Here is a 20490-nt window from a genome sequence, read left to right on the forward strand (position 1 = left end):
CGTCTCCACCCTGAGAAACCGCGCTTATCGAACGATCATAGCTAGGGTTGCAGCTCTATCAATTTGGTTAACTAGGTGCACAACCTTGTTCTACATTTGTACATGTACACAAGCGATACATGCTGAGCTTGGAATTATGTAATTGCGGGAGCGCGTGCCCGCTGTGGGGACGCGCTCTTCTATTCCATTACACCCGTTAAGACAGGGAGGTTCACGAATGAAGTCGGTATATGAGAAAGAAGAAGCCTATTGGAATGGAATGTTTGATTCGGATGACAGCATGAGCATATTGCCATATTGCAGTACACACGGAAGAGAAGCGAATGCGGATACGAATGCCGCCAAAGTGTCTATGATCCGTGCACTCCCAACAGATCTGTCAGACAGAATGAACACTCTTGCGAATGGTTCGGATGTTGCCCTGTACATGATTGGATTGGCAGGGGCCACTTGCTTGCTCCACCATTATACGAACCGAGAAAATGTGCTTGTAGGCATGCCGACAATAGATGAACCGGATGATGACTCATCACCTCGTGACGTACTCATTATGAAGACGAATTTGACACGCGAAAGCAGCTTCCGTTCCGTATTGGGGTCAATCAAGACAGCCGTCGGAGGAGCATTGGAGCATCGTCATCTTCCGTTTCGGAAAATGGTACACAACCTAAACCTGGAGATGGACACGAACGGATTTCCGGTGATGAATACGGTAGTGTCTTATTCAGCCATACATACCGCTTCTATCGACCTTAGCGTCAGCTCCGACGTCATATTCCGATTCGATGCGAAGGACAATGGCCTTCATTTGGAGGTGCTTTATGATGAAAGCCGCTATGATGCCTCCTATATTGCCACTCTATTCGAACATTTTTTCCGACTGCTTCATTTTGTGTTATTCCAGCCAGACCAGCCTATCGGCAATGCCGTGTTATTGTCCGAAGATGAGAAGCATCGCCTGCTTCATGAATTTAATGATGTGTGGACGGATTTCCCTCGTCAAGCAACACTACATCAGTTCATTGAGGAACATGCGGAGCGACAGCCAGAGGCAATCGCGGTTTCTTATGAAGATACCAAGCTGACGTATCATGAGCTGAATACCCGGGCGAATCGCCTTGCCAGAACACTTAGATCTGAAGGTGTGCAGCCAGAAGCACTAGTTGGGCTCATGGCTGAAAGATCGATCGACATGATTGTTGGGATGCTTGCCGTTTTGAAGGCGGGAGGCGGCTACGTCGCGATTGATCCGGAGTATCCGGAGGAGCGCGTTCGCTACATGCTGGAAGATTCGGGTGCTCGTGTCATTCTGGTTCAGCAGCATTTGCAGAAGCGTGTGCCAAATACGGAATCAGCAGCTAGACTCCTTATACTTGACGATGAGCAGTCTTATCATGAGGATGCTTCGAAGTTGGAATCGAAGAGTACAGCTGTAGATTTGGCTTGCGTCATCTACACTTCGGGGACAACGGGCAATCCCAAAGGTAACCTGACGACACACCGCAATATCGTACGCATCGTGAAGAATACCAACTATATCGAAATTACGGAGCAGGATAAGGTACTGCAATTATCGAGTTATTCTTTCGATGGCTCCGCGTTCGATATTTTCGGGGCATTAACGAATGGGGCCCAACTGGTTCTTGTTCCTCATCATACATTGCTTGATGCACGCAAGCTGGCGGAGCTGATCGAAACGGATCAAATATCGGTCATGCTGATTACTACCGCTTATTTCAATGTTCTTGTTGACGTAAACGTATCCTGCCTGCGTCATATCCGCGCGATATTGTTCGGAGGCGAGCGCTCCTCTGTCGCGCATGTCCGTAAAGCACTTGAACAGACAGGTCCGGGAAGACTGAAGCATGCCTACGGCCCTTCTGAAAGCACGGTATATGCGACATGGCATGATGTGACAGAGATTCCGGAGCGAGCCGTAAGTGTACCGATCGGTCGTCCAATCAGTAATACAGCCATTTATATCGTCAATGAACGAAATGATTTACAGCCAATAGGGGTACCCGGTGAGCTGTGTGTAGCGGGAGAAGGGTTAGTTCGCGGATATTTGAACCGTCCAGAACTGACTGCACAGAAATTCGTTGATAATCCGTTCGTACCGGGAGAGCGCATGTATCGTACTGGGGACTTGGCGAGATGGCTGCCGGACGGAACGATTGAATATGTTGGCCGAATGGATGATCAGGTGAAAATCAGAGGTCATCGCATCGAGATTGGGGAAGTAGAGGCGCAGCTGCTCAAAGTGGCGCCGATTCAGAAGGCGACGATTGTCGTCCGAGGCCGCGAGGACGGAGAGAAGCAGCTGTGCGCATATTATGTAGCAGATCGTCTGCTTCCTGCAGGCGAGATTAGAACAATGCTTGCCAAAGAACTGCCTAGTTATATGATTCCGGCATACTTCATTCAGCTTGAACAGATGCCGTTGACGACTAACGGCAAGGTAGATCGCAAAGCCCTGCCAGAACCGGAAGAGCACGTACAAGCAGAGACGGAATATGTGGCGCCTAGAAGTGAACAGGAAATTCGGCTTGCGAGAGTCTGGCAGGAAGTGCTCGGTCTAAGCCGAGTCGGTGCAAAGGATCATTTCTTCGAGCTGGGCGGCCATTCATTACGAGCGACGACACTGGTCAGCAAGCTGCACAAAGAAGAGAATATCAGCCTGTCTCTGCGCGATGTGTTCCGCAATCCTACTTTGGAAGCGATGGCCGCGCTCATGGAAGATGCTCAAGGACGCAAATTCGCATCCATCCCGACAGTTGAGGAGAAGGATGTATATCCGGTATCTTCGGTGCAGAAGAGATTGTTCATTTTGCATCAGCTGGAAGGAGCTGAGCAGAGCTATAACATGCCAGGGGCATTACTGCTTGAGGGCGATGTTGACCGGAACCGATTGGAGTATGCATTCCGTCAGCTGATCACACGTCACGAAACGCTTCGCACCGGCTTTGAAATGGTGAATGGAGAACCTGTGCAGCGCATTTATCCGACTGTTGATTTTGTAGTGGAAGAGATGTCAGTCCTGGAAAGGTCGGAAGTCGAGGAGAAAATCCGGCAATTCATTCGCGCTTTCGATCTGTCCACAGCGCCACTGTTCAGGGCGGGGCTGATTGAGCTTGCTCCTCAGCGTCACATTCTCCTGTTCGACATGCACCATATCATTTCGGACGGCACGTCAATTGGCATTATGATCGAGGAATTCACAAGCTTATACAGTGGGAATGAGCTTGAGCCGCTTCGCATTCAGTACAAGGACTTTGCTGCGTGGCAACGTTCCGAGGAGCAGATCGAGCAGTTGAAGCGCCAAGAAACTTATTGGTTGCAGCAAATGGAAGGCGTACTTCCTGTGCTTGAGCTGCCTACTGATTATGTACGTCCTGCTGTACAGAGTCATAATGGTGCGCTGTTCGAGTTCTCGCTTGATCGCGAGCAGAGCCAAGACTTAAGGAAATTAGCCGCCGATACGAGAACGACCTTGTACATGGTGCTGCTAGCGGCATACACGATCATCCTTCACAAGTATTCAGGCCAGGAAGACATTGTTGTAGGAACACCGATTGCGGGTCGAACGCATGACGATGTGCAGCCGCTTATCGGTATGTTCGTCAACACGCTGGCGATTCGCAATTATCCTTCAGGGTCCAAGACTGTGCTTACCTACTTGGAGGAAATCAAAGAAACGACGCTGGGAGCGTTCGAGCATCAGGACTATCCGTTCGAGGAACTCGTGGAGAACGTGCAAATTTCGCGAGATATGAGTCGTCATCCGGTGTTCGACACGATGTTCGCCCTTGAGAATACAGAGCATCGGGAATTCGATCTGGATGGTCTTCAGGTGAAGCCATACGGTGCTGAATATGGCATGGCTAAGTTCGACTTGAATCTGACCGTAACAGAAGATGGCGATGGACTCTACTGCACCATGGAGTATGCTACAGCATTGTACAATCGATCGACCATTGAAAGGCTTTGCGGCCATTTCCTGCAGGTCGTTGGAAGCATGACTCATAATCCGCAAGCAGCAATCTCATCACTGCAAATGGTAACCAGCGAGGAGAAGGCTCAACTGCAACATGAATTCAATGGTACGGTTATGGAGTACTCAAGTGACAAGACAGTTCATGAACTGTTTGCGGAGCAGGTGGAGCGGACGCCGGAGGCTGTCGCTGTTGTCTCAGGCAGCGAGCAATTGAGTTACCGAGATCTTAACCGGAAGGCGAATCAGCTTGCGTGGAAGCTGCGTGAGTATGGGGTGACCGCAGAGCAGCCTGTCGGCATTATTGTCGAGCGAACGCTGGATACAGTCGTCGCAGTGATGGCAGTACTCAAAGCATCGGGCACATTCGTACCGATCGATCCCGAGTATCCTGAGACGCGTATTCGCTATATGCTGGCAGACAGCGGGGCTAAGCTGGTGTTGGCGCAATCGGAGCTGCCGGGGATCATTCCTGATGACGTCCGCCTAATTGATGTACGCGATGAGTCCCTGTACCAAGGCGACGGAGCTGACGTACCGAATGGCAGCAAACCGTCCAACCTGCTCTATATCATCTACACATCCGGAACGACGGGAAATCCGAAAGGGGTCATGCTGGAGCACGGCAACATGGTCAACTTGCTGCATTATCAGCAGAAAGGCACGAACATTCCAATGCCTTCGCGGATCTTGCAATATGCGTCCGGCAGCTTCGATGTATGCTATCAGGAAATGTTCTCTGCGCTCTTGTTCGGCGGAAGCTTGTATATGGTCGACAATGAGATGCGCAAGGATCCGGTACGCTTGTTCCAGGAAATCGAAAAGCATGAAATCGATGTGATGTTCATTCCAGTGGCGTTCCTGAAATTCATCTTCGCCGAGCCGGAGTGGGCCGAAGCATTCCCGCGCTGCGTTCGCCATATCATTACGGCGGGCGAGCAGTTGGTCGTGACACCACAAGTGCAGGCGTGCTTGAAGCGACTCGATATCTGCCTGCACAACCATTACGGGCCATCGGAGACTCATGTCGTGACGACCTACACGATGACGCCGGAAGTTATCGAGGTTGGTCTGCCGCCAATCGGCAAGCCGATCGCGAACACGAGCATTTACATCGTGAACGACAGCTTTGAGCTGCAGCCGATAGGCATGAAGGGCGAGCTCTACGTATCCGGGGCATGTGTCGGACGCGGGTACTGGGGGAGAACGGACTTGACGGAGGAGAAGTTCCTTGATAACCCGTTCGCACCTGGTGAGCGGCTGTATAAGACAGGTGACGTAGCGCGCTGGCTTCCAGACGGCAGCATCGAGTATGTGGGCCGAAGCGACCATCAGGTGAAAATCCGGGGCTTCCGCATTGAGCTGGGCGAGGTGGAATCGCAGCTCTTGCATGTACCGGCGGTACAGGAGGCGACCGTGGTGGCACTGGAAGATCATGCGGGCCAGAAGCAGCTGTGCGCGTATTTCACAGCAGAACGCTCGCTCACGGCGGGCGAGCTGAGGGCAGCATTGTCGCAGGAGCTGCCAGGCTACATGATTCCGTCCTACTTCATACAGTTGGAGCGGCTGCCGCTGACGCCGAATGGGAAGATCGATCGGAGAGCGCTGCCGAAGCCAGAAGGCGGCATTGAGACTGGAACGGAGTATGTCGCGCCGCGTACAGATACGGAAGCAAGACTTGCACGCATTTGGCAGGATGTATTGGGATTAGCAAGCGTAGGCGTGAAGGACAACTTCTTCGAGCTGGGCGGCCACTCGCTGCGGGCAACGACGCTGGTGAGCAGGCTGTACAAGGAAATGAACGTCAACTTCCCGTTAAGAGGTGTGTTCCGTCATCCGACCATCGAGGAGATGGCGAAGGCGATAACCGAGATGCATCAAGAACTTTACACGGAAATACCTATCGCTGAGGAAAAAGCCTATTATCCGTTATCTTCAGCGCAGAAACGGCTGTTCATTGTAAGCCAGCTGACAGGAGCCGAGGTAAGCTATAACATGCCGGGGGTGCTGATTCTCGAAGGAGAGCTGGATCGTGCGCGATTCGAACAGGCTTTCCAGGAGCTGATCAACCGACATGAATCGCTGCGGACAAGCTTCGAGACGGTACGCGGTGAGCCTGTGCAGCGCATTCACCCGCAGGTGGAGTTCGCTATCGAATATCACCTTGCATCAGAACAAGATGCAGAGGCGCTGATCACTCATTTCGTACGTCCATTCCAGCTTAATCAAGCACCGCTGCTCAGAGTCGGATTGATTGAAACTGGACATGAACGCCATATTCTGATGTTCGACATGCACCATATCATTTCCGATGGCGTAACGATGGGGCATGTCGTGAATGAATTCTCCCGGATATATGCAGGCGATCAACTGCCGGCGCTGCGTATCCAATATAAGGACTATGCTGTATGGCAGCAATCCAGTGAATATGCAGAGAAGCTTGCGCATCAGGAATCCTATTGGCTGAAGCAATTGGACGGAGAACTGCCGACGCTCGAATTGCCGACCGATTATGTGCGACCGGCTGTACAGCAGTTCGAAGGTGATGTGGCCTTGTTCACCTTAACGAACAGTCAGGCCGAGCAGCTGCAACGATTAGCGGCAAACTACGGCGCAACCTTATATATGGTTCTGCTTGCAGCATATACCGTGCTCCTGCACAAATATACGGGACAGGACGATATCATTGTCGGAACACCGATCGCGGGCCGCAATCATACGGAATTGGAGCCGCTCGTTGGGATGTTCGTCAATACGCTCGCCATTCGCAATTATCCAACTGGTGAGAAATCCTTCGCGGAACTGTTAACCGAGGTGAAGGATACAGCCCTCGTCGCATTCGAGAATCAGGATTATCCGTTCGAAACGTTGGTGGAGAAGGTTCACAAGTCTCGGGATATGAGCCGCAATCCAGTGTTCGATACAATATTCAGTGTAGAGCATGCACAGGAAGGCTCCTTCCATATCGATGGACTTCGGATAAGTCCATACCCGCACAGCCATTCTGTCGCGAAGTTCGATTTGACCTTCCATGCCGAACAGAATGAAGAAGGGATACTTTGTGGTCTAGGGTATGCGACTGCTTTATATGCCAGTGAGACTGCGGGGCGCATGGGAGAGCATTTCGTGCAATTAATTGATGCCATCATCGCAGAACCGAATGCGAAGCTAATGTCGCTGAATATGATGAGCCTGCAGGAAAGAGAGCAGGTCAAGCTGGTATTTAATGATACGATAACGAATTATCCGCGGGAGAAGACGATTCAACATTTGTTCGAGGAGCAGGCAGAGAAATCGCCGGATGCGGTTGCCCTCCAATTCGGAGAAGAATGGCTCACATACCGCGAGTTGAATGAACGGTCGAATCGCTTGGCGAGAACACTGCGAGGTAAGGGTGTAAAAGCCGGCCGCTGCGTAGGTCTAATGACGGATCGTTCGCTAGACATGATTGTAGCGATTATGGCAACCCTGAAGGCAGGCGGGGCATATGTGCCAATTGATCCGGACTATCCAGAGGAACGCATTCGATACATGATCGACGATTCGGGAGCTTCGCTTCTAGTCGTTCAACGTCATTTGCAGGCGAACCATATTCCTGCGGATTGCATGGTTGTACTTGTAGATGATGAGGGCTCCTACCACACAGATGGCACGAATCTTGAGCAGCATAATGGGGCTTCTGATCTCGCTTACGTCATTTATACGTCAGGTACAACGGGAATGCCGAAGGGGAATTTAACAACTCACCGCAACATCGTCAGAGTAGTGCGGGATGCGAAATATATCGAGATCGATCAGCATGACACGGTGCTGCAATTATCCAGCTACGCTTTTGACGGCTCGACTTTCGACATATTTGGCGCCTTGCTGAATGGAGCGAAGCTTGTCCTGATAACGCGCGAGGTAGTACTCGACGCTGGACGATTGGCCGACACCATCGAGAGCGAGAAGATTTCGGTTATGTTCATCACTACCGCCTATTTCAATCTGCTCGTCGATCTGAGAGTGGACAGCCTGCGCCATATGCGCGCGATATTGTTCGGTGGGGAACGCGCATCTGTGAGCCATGTGCGCAAGGCGCTCCGACATCTGGGTCCAGGCAAGCTTAAGCATGTATATGGGCCAACGGAGAGCACCGTATTTGCGACTAGCCACAACGTTGATGAAGTAGCTGACAGCGCCGTTACCATACCGATCGGACGCCCAATTGGCAATACGGCCGTATATATTGTTGGCGAGGGAGACGTTCTGCAGCCGATTGGTGTAGCTGGTGAGTTATGCGTAGCGGGCGATGGAGTAGCCATAGGATATTTGAACCGTCCAGATTTGTCAGGAGCCAAGTTCGTGAATAATCCGTTCGTTCCGGGTGATCGCATGTACCGAACGGGTGACTTGGCAAGATGGCTGTCAGATGGAACGATAGAGTATGTGGGACGGAAAGACGATCAGGTGAAAATCCGTGGTTATCGAATCGAGCTTGGTGAGGTCGAAGCCCATCTGTTAGACCTTGAGGCGATCCAAGAAGCTGTGGTCATCGTCAGGGAGGAAAGTGACGGGCAGAAGCGCCTATGCGCTTACTATGTAGCAGCTCGTCCGATTACGGCTGGTGAGATGCGGATAGCATTGGCTCAGCAGCTCCCGGGATATATGCTTCCATCCTACTTCGTACAGCTCGATAAGCTTCCACTGTCACCGAACGGCAAGGTGAACCGGAAGGCACTTCCGGCCCCTGGATTGCACGTGCAGGCAGCCTCGGAATACGTGGCCCCGCGCACGCCGCAAGAAGTACTGCTTGCTCACATATGGAGGGAGGTGCTCGGGCTAGGTCAGGTAGGCGTTAAGGATAATTTCTTCGAGCTTGGCGGTCATTCCTTAAGCTTAATGAGGCTAGTGGAGCGCGTCTATACCGAGACTGAGGTTGAAATCCCAATTCACAGCGTATTCCGGGAGCCGACAATTGAAGCGATGGCGTACGAGATGTTGAAATCCGAACTTGCAGGCAAGGCAGGAAATCATTTTATGAAATTGAACGAAAACGGTCATATCCCTGTCTTCTGCTTCCCTCCGGGACTTGGTTACGGTCTCAGCTACTTGGAACTGGCCAAGCAGCTGGATCATCACTGCATCCTGCATGGCATTGACTTTATCGATGATGCTGAAACTCGGGAGGAACTGCTTGAACGATACGTGAATGCGATCCTTGCTGTTCAACCGCAGCCGCCATTTATATTGTTAGGCTATTCTCTAGGTGGTAATCTGACGTTCGAGGTTGCGAAAGCGTTGGAGTGCCGAGGGTATCCGGTATCGGATGTCATCATGGTTGATTCCTTGCGGAAGCTGAAGGTGCATGAAGTAGACGAATTCGACGGCGACATCGATCAAATGATTGATGGTGTGGAGGAACTGAAAGAAATGCTGGTTCACCATCCTCTTCTCCGCGATCAGGTTAAAAACAAGATGAGGGCGTACTGGTCGTACGCGACTGAACTCGTTAACTCCGACATCATTGATGCCAATATTCATGCACTGATGGCGGAGCCATCCGAGGTGAACCAGGCAGACGGGGAGCAGCTCGCAACATGGCAGGAGGCTACTCGCGGCAGGTATGCGGAATACAACCTACGCGGTGTACACGAAGAAGTGCTTCAACCGCCTTTCTTGGAAGCGAACGCTAACGTCATGCAAGCAATCATTCGGCATATTCTCGAGCAAACAATGGTTACCCACTAGTTGTACAGATTTCTGGCACCTGATGAAGAAAGGCATGCTTGCAGGCCTGCATCAGTTGGCGATAAGTAGCTGAACGCACACAGACTGCTGATGTACAATGGCTGCTGATGTACACAGATTGCTGAAGCACAAAGGCTGCTGATGTATACAGATTTCTGAAGCACACAAGCTCCTGTTGCATACAGCTTGTTGATGCACACAGCTAACTGATACACACAACTATCTGATGTACACAGACCAACTGATGCTCATAGCCTGCTCATGCGCACAGACTGCTCGACTTCGGCGAAGGCAATGCTTGAATGCTGTAGAAGGGGGCAGTTTGTGAGCGGTGCCGCGACTATGGGACACAAAGGGGAGACCGTAACGTGAAGCAGCAAAAAGAAAAAGGTGTGTTTGCCCTATGGAAGTCCGTGGCATGGCTAGTATCATTCGCGAAGTCGCACAAGGGCTGGTTAATTGCCGGTATGCTATGTGCCATTGCTGCGGCGGTGATCGAAATATGGACGGGCAGTCTGATCCAACAACTGACCGCCAAGGCTGAACGAGGGGATGGGCAGGTAGTTATCAACACCGTGTATATGGTGCTTGTCGTTATTGCAGTAGGCGTTCCCGCGAAGTACATGATGACATTCGGGATTGAAAAAGGGAGCGCCCGTACAATGCGGGATGTACGCAACTCTATGATGCGTCATATCGGAAAACTTCCTGTCCATTATTTGGATAAGCAGCACTCGGGTGATATGGTCTCACGATTCACAAACGACATGCAAATCATAAACCAGTTCATGATACGCGACTTGCCGCAATGGTTCTATCATCCTCTCCTGTTTATCGGATGCTTTGCTTATTTACTCTGGATCCGGTGGGAGCTTGTGCTGCTAAGCATATTACTTGTGCCAGTATCTTTGTTCGTGTCTCAGTGGATTGGCAAGCAGCTGCAGCAATTGACAGAAGAAGCACAGGAGAGCACGGGACAGATGAATGCCATCGTGCAGGACACATTGAACGGCATGGTGCTTGTCAAAAGCTATTTGCTGCAAGGCTTGTTGTTCCGTTCCTATCAATCGCTGCTGCAGCTCACCCTGCTCAAAAAACTGGCCGTCAGCAAAAGAGAAGCCATCATTACGCCGGTTTTATTTACGCTAATGATGAGTCCGGTCGTCTTTTCCGTTCTATATGGAAGTTATTTAATTTCACAAGGCTCGTTCAGCACAGGAGAGCTGATTACATTCCTTTACCTGCTCAATCTATGTCTCGAGCCGCTGCAAAACATCCCGACACTTATCACACATACGTTCGAGATGGGCGGTGCATTGAAGCGGATTTATGATGTTGCGTCCCAGCCTGTCGAACAGCAAGGAGAGAAGCTTGCAGACGAAAGTTTGAATGATGGTGGCATACGGGATCAAATGCCAATCGCCTTTGAACAGGTTAGCTTTGCCTATGAGAAGGATTCACCGCTGCTGCTTCGGAATTTGAGTTTCGCGGTGGAGCGGGGGAAGACCGTGGCGTTAGTCGGCGCCAGCGGCGGCGGGAAGAGCACTGTCATGAAGCTGATATGTGGATTTTATTCATTGCCTTGTAACGGAGGAACGATACGTGTATATGGACATTCCGTATCGAATTGGAATCCAGATGAGTTGCGTTCGAACCTGTCTGTTGTCACGCAGGATTCCTACTTGTTCAGCGGAACGATAGCCGACAATATCGGATACGGCAGGCCTAATGCTGCGTTTGATCAAATTGTCGAAGCAGCTAAGGCTGCTCATGCGCACTCTTTTATTATGGAACTCCCGGATGGCTATCAGACGGAGGTCGGAGAGCGTGGAGGCTTGCTGTCAGGTGGACAACGACAGCGAATTACGATTGCGCGTGCAATCTTGAAGGATGCGCCTATACTGCTGCTCGATGAGCCGACATCTGCCTTGGATACAGAGTCTGAACATCTCGTTCAACAAGCGCTCGACACGCTCATGCAAGACCGAACAACGATCGTCATCGCACATCGCTTGTCAACCATTCAACACGCAGATGAAATATGGGTGATGGAAGGCGGAGGGATCGTCGAAGCAGGAACGCACGATGAATTATTGGTCAAGGGCGGCGCTTACGCCAGCTTATATCATCGACAATTCTCTGCTGAGCCATCAGGGCGGGAGGAGGTGGCCTGCACGTGAGACTATCTGACATGATTACATATGGGAAAGAAATAGTCGGCATGATGAATTTCATGAGCAAAAAGCATAAGCTGCATTATTACATTGGTATGATTGCGAGCGGCGCCGTAAACACCCTGTTTATTTTATCCTTCAGCTTGTTAGTGCAGAGTCTGGTTAATTATGCCGAGTCAAATGATATATCCCTTATGTATGGAGGACTGTACATTTTGGGGGGCTCCATTCTGCTGTTGAACCTGATAGCTCCGCCGTTCACGTATTTGTTTCATCGAAGTGTGGAACTGACACTGGCGAACATACGTGAGCGCTTGTATCGGAAGATGTGCAGCCTGCGAATGTCAATGCTTGAGCGAACCCACAACGGTGAGCTGCTGTCCCGGATGAATAATGATGTGTCGACACTGGAAGTGACCTACTGCGGCATCCTGTTTGCCATGCTGCTCGAGATTATGATTAGTTTTGGCTCCATCATCATGATGTTCGCGCTGCATTGGCAATTTGCCTGCGTTTCTTTACTCGTGCTGCTCTTATCCTTCTATATCAGCTCGCGGTTCGTAAATACGGTACGGAATCTATACGACCAGCATCTGCATGTGACCGCTAAGCTGACTGAGAAATTCTCCGACTTTCTTGGTGGGATTCAGTTGGTAAAGCTGTTCCGCATTCGATCGATCTATGGACAATATGAAGCGTTGAACGAGCAAGTAACGGAACTATCGAGTCAGATTGCCCATAAGAAGGGGCTGCTCGCAGCGGTCAATCATTTCGTCAGTTACATTACGTTTTGCGGAATTATTGTTATTGGGAGTTTGCTGTATGCATACGGGTTCATTTCAATGGGGACGGTAGCGGCATTGGCCGTGCTGCAAATTCACTTGACTCATTCGTTCATGAATGTCGGCTCTACGATGTCGCTTATCCAAAACTCGTTGGCTGGTGCAAGTCGAGTCCAGGAGCTGCTTTATGAAGAAGAAGAGCCGGAGAGATTCGGCAGTGAGATCAAGAGTGAAGATGCCATACTTGATATGACCCTTAGACCTGATCTGAACAACGACACTGTAAATCAAACTGGTACAATCGATAGAGCGGACGACATCGATAGCCATACCAACACGGCAGCACCGATGCTCGAACTAGATGATGTTGAATTCTCCTATGCTGCTGGAAAAACAGCCATATCCCAAGTATCGATGAAGGTATATCCGGGACAAGTAGCAGCTATCGTTGGCGCCAGCGGCAGTGGGAAGAGCACACTGATTAAGCTGCTGCTCGGATTTTATCCGGTTGAAAGAGGAGATGTTCGCCTCCTAGGCAAATCATTCGGGCATTATACGCTGGAGGAAATTCGCAGATTGATTGCCTATGTGCCGCAGGAAGCATTTTTGTTCAGCGGAACCATCGAAGAGAATATCCGTTACGGCAACCCGCAAGCATCCCATGAGGAAGTGGTGGCTGCAGCGCAAGCCGCATACGCCCATCATTTTATTGAGGAGCTGCCAGATCAATATCAGACTTCAGTAGGGGAGCGGGGCGCCTCCTTGTCCGGCGGGCAGCGTCAGCGGATTGCAATTGCACGAGCATTGCTCAAAAATGCACCGATCCTGCTCCTTGACGAGGCGACGTCTGCGCTTGATACGGAATCGGAGCACTGGGTGCAAAAGGCATTGCAGCAGTTGATGCAGGGGAGGACGACCATCATGGTTGCCCACCGCTTGTCGACCGTGGAACATGCGGATATTATTTTCGTCATGAAGGAGGGAACCGTTGCGGAGCATGGCACGCACCGAAGCTTGCTCCAACATGGCTCCTATTATGCGAGCCTCCAAGGACAGGCTTAGATTCCTATTCTGGAAGTGTCGAAATATAACCTGACATGGAACCTTCGATCCTAATAATCGGAGGTTCTTTTCATTTATTTCACTTCCCGGTGGCTGTGTAAGCGTGTAAGATATAAAAATACTTGCATATGAGCAAGATCACACTTACTATTAGAAAGGTATGAACAGAATTACCACAGCATAGGAATAACTTGAGATCGATTCAACCGAAGGGGCTCGACCAATGAATTTTTATGAACAGCGAATATTGCCCGCATCGAGGCAAATGAAAGACTTGGAGAAAGCCGTAGCTTCACCATACGAATATTTGGTCCTGCTCGATGTCCATATCGCTCAACTTAAGCACGCCTGCAGTATGGTACATCAAGCGAACAAGAAATTATTTTTGCATATCGATCTGATCCAAGGACTTCAAAGCGACGCTCACGCGACGGAGTACCTTTGTCAGGAGTATCGACCGTACGGGATTTTGTCGACAAAATCCAGCGTCATTCAAAAAGCGAAGCAAAAAGGCGTCGTAGCTGTGCAGCGCATCTTCTTGATCGACAATAGCGCTCTGGAGAAGAGTTGCAAGCTGCTGCAGACGACGCAGCCCGATGTCATTGAAGTATTGCCAGGGGGCATGCCGAACGTCATTCGCAAAGTAAAAGAACGAACAAGCCTACCAATTTTGGCAGGGGGGTTCATCTCGACGAGAGAAGATGTGGAGCTCGCTCTGCAAGCTGGTGCCGAGGCGGTTACAACCTCAAATACGAAATTATGGACAAAATATGAAAAAAAGTGATTGACAACGCTTACAATTTTAAATAAAATTTGAATCAAGTTAATACTGTTACGGAGACTTGGAGATCTACTTTCAAACGCGTTGTCATCTCTGCTTGCAGCAGATGCGACGTGTGCTTGAACGTAGGTCTCTTTGCATTTTCTTAACAGGAATGAACAACAGGAGGGGTCAATATGTCGGCGTTTTGGGGAGAATTTATTGGAACTATGATACTGATTGCACTCGGCGGGGGCGTATGTGCAGGGGTATCACTAAAGAAATCGTATGCCGCAAATTCGGGCTGGATTGTCATTTCGATGGGATGGGGTTTGGCTGTCGCGGTTGCGGCGTATTCCGTAGGTTCGATAAGCGGAGCCCATCTCAACCCAGCACTTACATTGGGGCTCGCTTTTATTGGGAATTTTCCTTGGGCTGATGTACCGTCGTACATAGCGGCACAGATGCTAGGCGCTATTGTTGGAGCTGTTCTTGTATTTCTGCATTATTTGCCGCACTGGAAACTGACGGAGGATCAGGGGGCGAAGCTGGGTGTATTTGCGACAAGTCCAGCCGTCTATCATCCATTCTCCAACTTAATTAGTGAAATGATAGGAACGTTCATTTTGGTTCTCGGTATTTTGGCGATTGGCGCCAACAAGTTCACGGATGGTTTGAATCCACTGATTGTTGGATTTCTCATTGTCAGCATAGGGTTATCATTAGGAGGAACAACGGGATATGCCATCAACCCAGCACGCGACCTGGGGCCGCGAATCGCGCATATGCTGCTGCCGATTGCAGGCAAGGGCGGTTCCAATTGGAAGTATGCCTGGATACCCGTCGTTGGGCCGCTGCTTGGAGGTTCGCTCGGTGGGCTGTTTTATAAAAATGTATTTTTAGGTCAGTTTGATGCAGTAATATGGGCAGTAGCGGGTACCGCACTTGTTATCCTTGTATTTTCGTTGTTCTTGTCTAGAAAAAATGCTGTTCGATAAGTATTATCGCTAGGATATAATCAACAATTTTTCCGTGATGTGCATGATCACTTAATCCTCTTGCATGGATCACGATGAAATGAATCATGATGATTCAACAGATAGGGATTCACCACTACTGAATATGGGGGAATTTTATATGGAAAAGTACATCTTATCTCTTGACCAAGGCACAACGAGCTCCAGAGCCATTTTGTTCAACAAAGAAGGACAAATCGTCCACGTTTCCCAGAAGGAATTTACGCAAATTTTCCCTGAACCGGGCTGGGTAGAGCACAACGCACAGGAAATCTGGGGAACGATTTTGGCTGTCATCGCGACATGCCTCATTGAATCCGGCGTAAAGCCAAAACAAATTGCAGGCATCGGTATTACGAACCAGCGCGAGACGACTGTCGTGTGGGATAAGGAATCTGGCCGTCCGGTATACAATGCGATCGTATGGCAATCGAGACAGACGAAGTCCATCTGCGATGAATTACAGGAGGCAGGTTACGGTGAACTGTTCCGCTCCAAGACGGGGCTTCTCATTGACTCTTATTTCTCGGGTACTAAGGTCAAATGGATTCTCGATAACGTTCCTGGCGCGCGGGAAAAGGCAGAGCGTGGCGATCTATTGTTCGGGACAATCGATACATGGCTTATTTGGAAGCTCACGGGCGGCAATGTGCATGTAACAGACTATAGCAACGCTTCACGTACCCTTATGTACAATATACATGAGCTGAAGTGGGACGATGAACTGCTGGAGCTGCTAACGATTCCGAAGCAGATGCTTCCAGAGGTGCGTTCTTCTTCCGAAGTATACGGCAAAACGGTGGACTTCCATTTCTTCGGCGAGGAGATTCCGATTGCGGGCGCTGCGGGAGATCAGCAAGCGGCACTGTTCGGGCAAGCATGTTTCCAGCAGGGCATGGCCAAGAACACGTACGGTACGGGATGCTTCATGTTGATGAATACTGGCGAACAGGCTGTGAAGTCCTCTCATGGGTTGCTAACGACAATCGCTTGGGGTATTGACGGCAAAGTAGAATATGCGCTGGAAGGAAGCGTTTTCGTTGCTGGCTCCGCTATTCAATGGCTTCGCGATGGGTTGCGCATGATCAAGGAATCCAAGGATAGTGAGTTATATGCAAGCAAGGTGGAGTCAACAGACGGCGTGTATGTCGTTCCAGCCTTCGTCGGATTGGGTACGCCGTACTGGGACAGTGAGGTGAAAGGTGCGATCTTCGGCCTGACGCGCGGCACTTCGAAAGAACACTTCATCCGCGCAACATTGGAATCGCTCGCTTATCAGACGAAAGACGTATTGACTGCAATGGAGGCCGACTCGTCCATCAAGCTGACCAAGCTGCGTGTGGATGGAGGAGCAATTCAGAACAATTTCCTGATGCAGTTCCAGAGCGACATGCTGGGCGTACCGGTGGAATGCCCGCAAGTATTTGAAACAACTGCGCTAGGCGCGGCATACCTTGCCGGTTTGGCTGTAGGATACTGGAGCGACCGGGACGAGATAGCGGCGCAATGGAGCATTGATCGTACCTTTACACCGTCCATGCAGGAAGAACGCCGCAATGCCTTGTATTCCGGCTGGGGCAAAGCCATTGAGGCAACAAAAGTATTTAAATAAGTGCACGAATATGCTACAATTTTAAATAAGTTAATATTTAAATTCGGTTGGAGAATTGAGAACCGCAATTGCACTTTAGTCTATGACTTTAGTGTTATTGCGGTTTTTTTGTTTTCGATGTGAGCATGGGCGAGTACTTACTTTTCATGCCGTCTTTATGACGAGGGAGGTTATCATATGACAACTGTCTTTTCCGCTATGAAGCGCAAATCTATCGTACAAGCAATGGGTCAGAAGCCGCTTGACGTGATCGTTATTGGAGGAGGAATCACGGGCGCAGGGATTGCGTTGGATGCGACAACGAGAGGATTGAGAACTGCACTATTCGAGATGCAGGACTTCGCCGCAGGGACGTCTAGCCGTTCAACGAAGCTTGTTCATGGCGGTCTCCGCTACTTGAAGCAATTTGATGTGAAGACGGTAGCTGAAGTCGGCAAGGAGCGCGCCATTGTATATGAGAATGGGCCGCATGTAACAACGCCTGAGTGGATGCTGCTTCCGCTTCATCGCGGCGGAACGTTCGGCAAATTCAGCACTGGGATCGGCTTGCGTGTTTACGACTTCCTGGCTGGTGTTAAGCGCAGCGAGCGACGCCGCATGCTGTCGGAGCAAGAGACGCTGAGCCGTGAGCCGCTGTTGAAGCAGGAAGGGCTCTTAGGTGGCGGTTATTATGTAGAATATCGAACTGACGACGCGCGGTTGACGATTGAAGTCATGAAGGAAGCCGTTCGGAATGGAGCCATGGCTCTGAACTATATGAAGGTAGATTCGTTTTTGTATGATAACGGAAAAATTGTTGGTGTTCGTGTTGTTGATCAATTGGATGGGGAAGCGTTCGAATTCCGTGCCAAGAAGATTATCAATGCGGCAGGTCCTTGGGTTGATGACCTTCGTAATAAGGATCATTCGAAGACAGGCAAGCATCTTCAACTATCCAAAGGGGTGCATCTCGTCATCGATCAGTCGAAGTTTCCGCTCAAGCAAGCGATTTACTTCGACACGCCGGACGGCCGAATGGTGTTCGCAATTCCACGCGACGGAAAAACGTATGTAGGCACAACGGATACGTTCTATAAGGCAGATCCGGTTCAACCTGTCATGACGAAGGCGGATCGTGACTATATCATGAAGGCGATTCATTATATGTTCCCTTCGCTTCAGCTTACCGCAGACGACGTTGAATCGAGTTGGGCAGGGGTAAGGCCGCTCATCTATGAAGAAGGGAAAAATGCATCTGAGATTTCCCGCAGAGATGAGATTTGGCAATCTCCATCTGGATTGATTACGATTGCAGGCGGCAAACTGACCGGATATCGTAAAATGGCTGAAATGATCGTTGATTTGGTCATGAAGCTGCTTAGGCAAGAAGAAGGAATTGCGTTTACAGCTGCAATGACGAAGCAGATGCCCATATCAGGCGGGAATGTAGGCGGCTCGGCCGATTTCCCGAGCTTCGTGGAAAGCAAAATGAATGAAGGCATACGAAATGGGCTTGATGGGGCACTGGCCAAGCGCTGGGCACGTATGTACGGCTCTAACGTGGATGTAATCTTCGAACTGGCCGACCGTTATCGGAGCAAGACGGAACAAAGCGGTCTTCCGCTAGAAGTGCTTGTCCCGCTGTTATATGCCATGGAAGAAGAAATGACATTGAAGCCGGTGGACTTCTTCATTCGCCGAACGGGTGCACTCTTCTTTAACATCCAGTGGGTACGGGATTGGAAGCAGCCGGTCATTGCCTACATGGCTTCTGCGTTCGGCTGGACGGAAGAACAGCGCAATCAATATACATCGGAGCTCGACACCGCACTTCATCATGCCGTCGTCCCACAGGTGGAAGCGAATTAATGTTTTGGATTAAAGAACTTTATTGTAAAGGCCTCTGATCAATCATGATTGGAGGCTTGATTTTAGTCGATCAGCTTTGTAGTCTCCTCTATTTCTAGCAAATCAACTAAACACTCCCATAAGGAGCCATAAATTGAGCTAGAACATAAGTTACAGGTATTTATAAGTGAAAAGGATAAAATTGACATCAAAACCTTTATGTGATAGTTTAAACCCACAAGAATCATAGATTACTATCTTTCTCGTAACCAACTTCATATCGAAGGAGAGAGTGATATGACTAGCGTGAATTGCATTGGTCAGGACCTGCATTATCCATTGGGTCACTTTAGTCGATTTGTAGTACATGACCTTCCCCACCTGAATAAAACGGGTTCTCCCGCCGACCTTATGAGGATCGGCCTTCCACTTCTGTCAGCCGATAATCAGCAGCTAGTCGATTTTGCATACCATCGCCCTTACAAGGATAAGGTGCTGGCAATGGGCGACTTGGGTATATACTTCGTTTCGTGCTTAAAACTAGGAATCAATATTTCTGAACTGCACAGGGTGTACTCGATGTTGGAGTTATTTTCTTCACTGACTGGCTTAATTCCCAGAGATACCTATGCTTCGTATATTGCATATAACCCCGCCGAATGTTTGCGATCGTTTACGGGAGATGCGAGTGAAGTCGCATTTATTACGAGGCACCAACAATCGGATATTGCGCTTAAGCCAGCGGTTGAGGAATTAGTGAAGCTTCAGCGAAATCCATACATGCCGGAACGGATAGAGATTCTGAATGCTGTTAGAGCGGCTATGCGGCAGGTGCGCAAAGAAAACGCGGAGGTACATAAGGGAGTAGATCCCGTATTTTTCATTACCTTCTTCAGAGATTATTTTTTTCCCATCAAGCTTAATGGAATTAGCTACAATGCGCCTAGTGGCGTGCATATTGCGGGCGTGATCCTAACCGATTTGATTACGGGTACTGCGGACGATGCTTATATTGAAACGACTCATGAGCTTTTGCCGTATTTGGAGCCGAGCGAGCAATTTTGCATCAAAAATGTATTGGCTTCCCCATCTTTAAAGCAAATCTATACCGCCGATTTGAAATCGGGCATAGATTGTTCTGCAGAATTGACCCTACTTGTCGATATTTATGATGAAATTATCAAATTCCGTAATGTCCATCAGGGATTAGTCAGCAGATATATTCGCAATCAAGATGCTTCCGTTGCCAAAGGTACGGGAGGATTTGCGTTCGATACCTTTTTGCAGGAGAGAATTAACGTCGTCGCTCAGGCCAAGTGTACCGTTACGGATAAATTAATACCTCAATCAGACATGATAATACCTAAATTATGACAGAAACATAAAAATCTCTTCTTACATCTATTGTAATAATTATATGTTTCTCACCATGAGCACCTTCCAGATTTTTTACACCCCTAGAACCCCAATTTGATAGATATTAAATCTTTCCGAAAAAACGCCCTTGACTGCATTTCATTTAAATTAGGGAGAAGG

The 20490-nt window shown here is 49.6% G+C and carries 8 protein-coding genes; all 8 read left to right on the top strand.

The window, feature by feature from the left end; all coding sequences use genetic code 11:
* Positions 1-217 precede the first annotated feature (217 nt).
* The 8 genes from PBN151_RS22680 (at position 218) to PBN151_RS22715 (ending at position 20328) form a co-directional block, all read left to right on the top strand.
* On the top strand, positions 218-9721 hold the full coding sequence (locus PBN151_RS22680; protein ID WP_072730799.1) for a non-ribosomal peptide synthetase: 9504 nt from the start codon (positions 218-220) through the stop codon (positions 9719-9721).
* Positions 9722-10089: 368 nt separating this feature from the next.
* On the top strand, positions 10090-11901 hold the full coding sequence (locus tag PBN151_RS22685; RefSeq protein WP_072730800.1) for an ABC transporter ATP-binding protein: 1812 nt from the start codon (positions 10090-10092) through the stop codon (positions 11899-11901).
* The gene (locus PBN151_RS22690; RefSeq protein WP_072730801.1) at positions 11898-13739 is read left to right on the top strand and encodes an ABC transporter ATP-binding protein; all 1842 of its coding nucleotides are present in this window, start codon (positions 11898-11900) and stop codon (positions 13737-13739) included. The genes PBN151_RS22685 and PBN151_RS22690 overlap by 4 nt, the downstream gene beginning before the upstream one ends.
* 223 nt (positions 13740-13962) lie before the next feature.
* On the top strand, positions 13963-14523 hold the full coding sequence (locus tag PBN151_RS22695) for a glycerol-3-phosphate responsive antiterminator (RefSeq protein ID WP_072730802.1): 561 nt from the start codon (positions 13963-13965) through the stop codon (positions 14521-14523).
* A gap of 173 nt (positions 14524-14696) precedes the next feature.
* Entirely contained in the window at positions 14697-15497 is an 801-nt protein-coding gene (locus PBN151_RS22700) for an MIP/aquaporin family protein (RefSeq protein WP_072730803.1), read from the top strand.
* Between the two features lie 139 nt (positions 15498-15636).
* Positions 15637-17127 carry a glycerol kinase GlpK gene (gene glpK / locus PBN151_RS22705; RefSeq protein WP_072730804.1) on the top strand — a complete coding sequence of 497 codons (1491 nt, stop codon included), beginning with the start codon at positions 15637-15639 and terminating at the stop codon, positions 17125-17127.
* Positions 17128-17304: 177 nt separating this feature from the next.
* On the top strand, positions 17305-18975 hold the full coding sequence (locus tag PBN151_RS22710) for a glycerol-3-phosphate dehydrogenase/oxidase (RefSeq protein ID WP_072730805.1): 1671 nt from the start codon (positions 17305-17307) through the stop codon (positions 18973-18975).
* 276 nt (positions 18976-19251) lie between these two features.
* Positions 19252-20328, top strand: coding sequence for a monodechloroaminopyrrolnitrin synthase PrnB family protein (locus PBN151_RS22715; protein WP_072730806.1), 1077 nt, complete (start codon positions 19252-19254; stop codon positions 20326-20328).
* The last annotated feature ends 162 nt before the right edge of the window (positions 20329-20490 follow it).

This window comes from Paenibacillus sp. NAIST15-1, from assembly GCF_001894745.1.
GTDB classification, from domain to species: Bacteria; Bacillota; Bacilli; order Paenibacillales; family Paenibacillaceae; genus Paenibacillus_B; species Paenibacillus_B suaedae.

Coding starts and splice junctions, on each gene's coding strand:
- PBN151_RS22715 (WP_072730806.1), top strand. CDS start 19,252: ATGACTAGCGTGAATTGCATTGGTCAGGACCTGCATTATCCATTGGGT.
- PBN151_RS22700 (WP_072730803.1), top strand. CDS start 14,697: ATGTCGGCGTTTTGGGGAGAATTTATTGGAACTATGATACTGATTGCA.
- PBN151_RS22710 (WP_072730805.1), top strand. CDS start 17,305: ATGACAACTGTCTTTTCCGCTATGAAGCGCAAATCTATCGTACAAGCA.
- PBN151_RS22695 (WP_072730802.1), top strand. CDS start 13,963: ATGAATTTTTATGAACAGCGAATATTGCCCGCATCGAGGCAAATGAAA.
- PBN151_RS22680 (WP_072730799.1), top strand. CDS start 218: ATGAAGTCGGTATATGAGAAAGAAGAAGCCTATTGGAATGGAATGTTT.
- glpK (WP_072730804.1), top strand. CDS start 15,637: ATGGAAAAGTACATCTTATCTCTTGACCAAGGCACAACGAGCTCCAGA.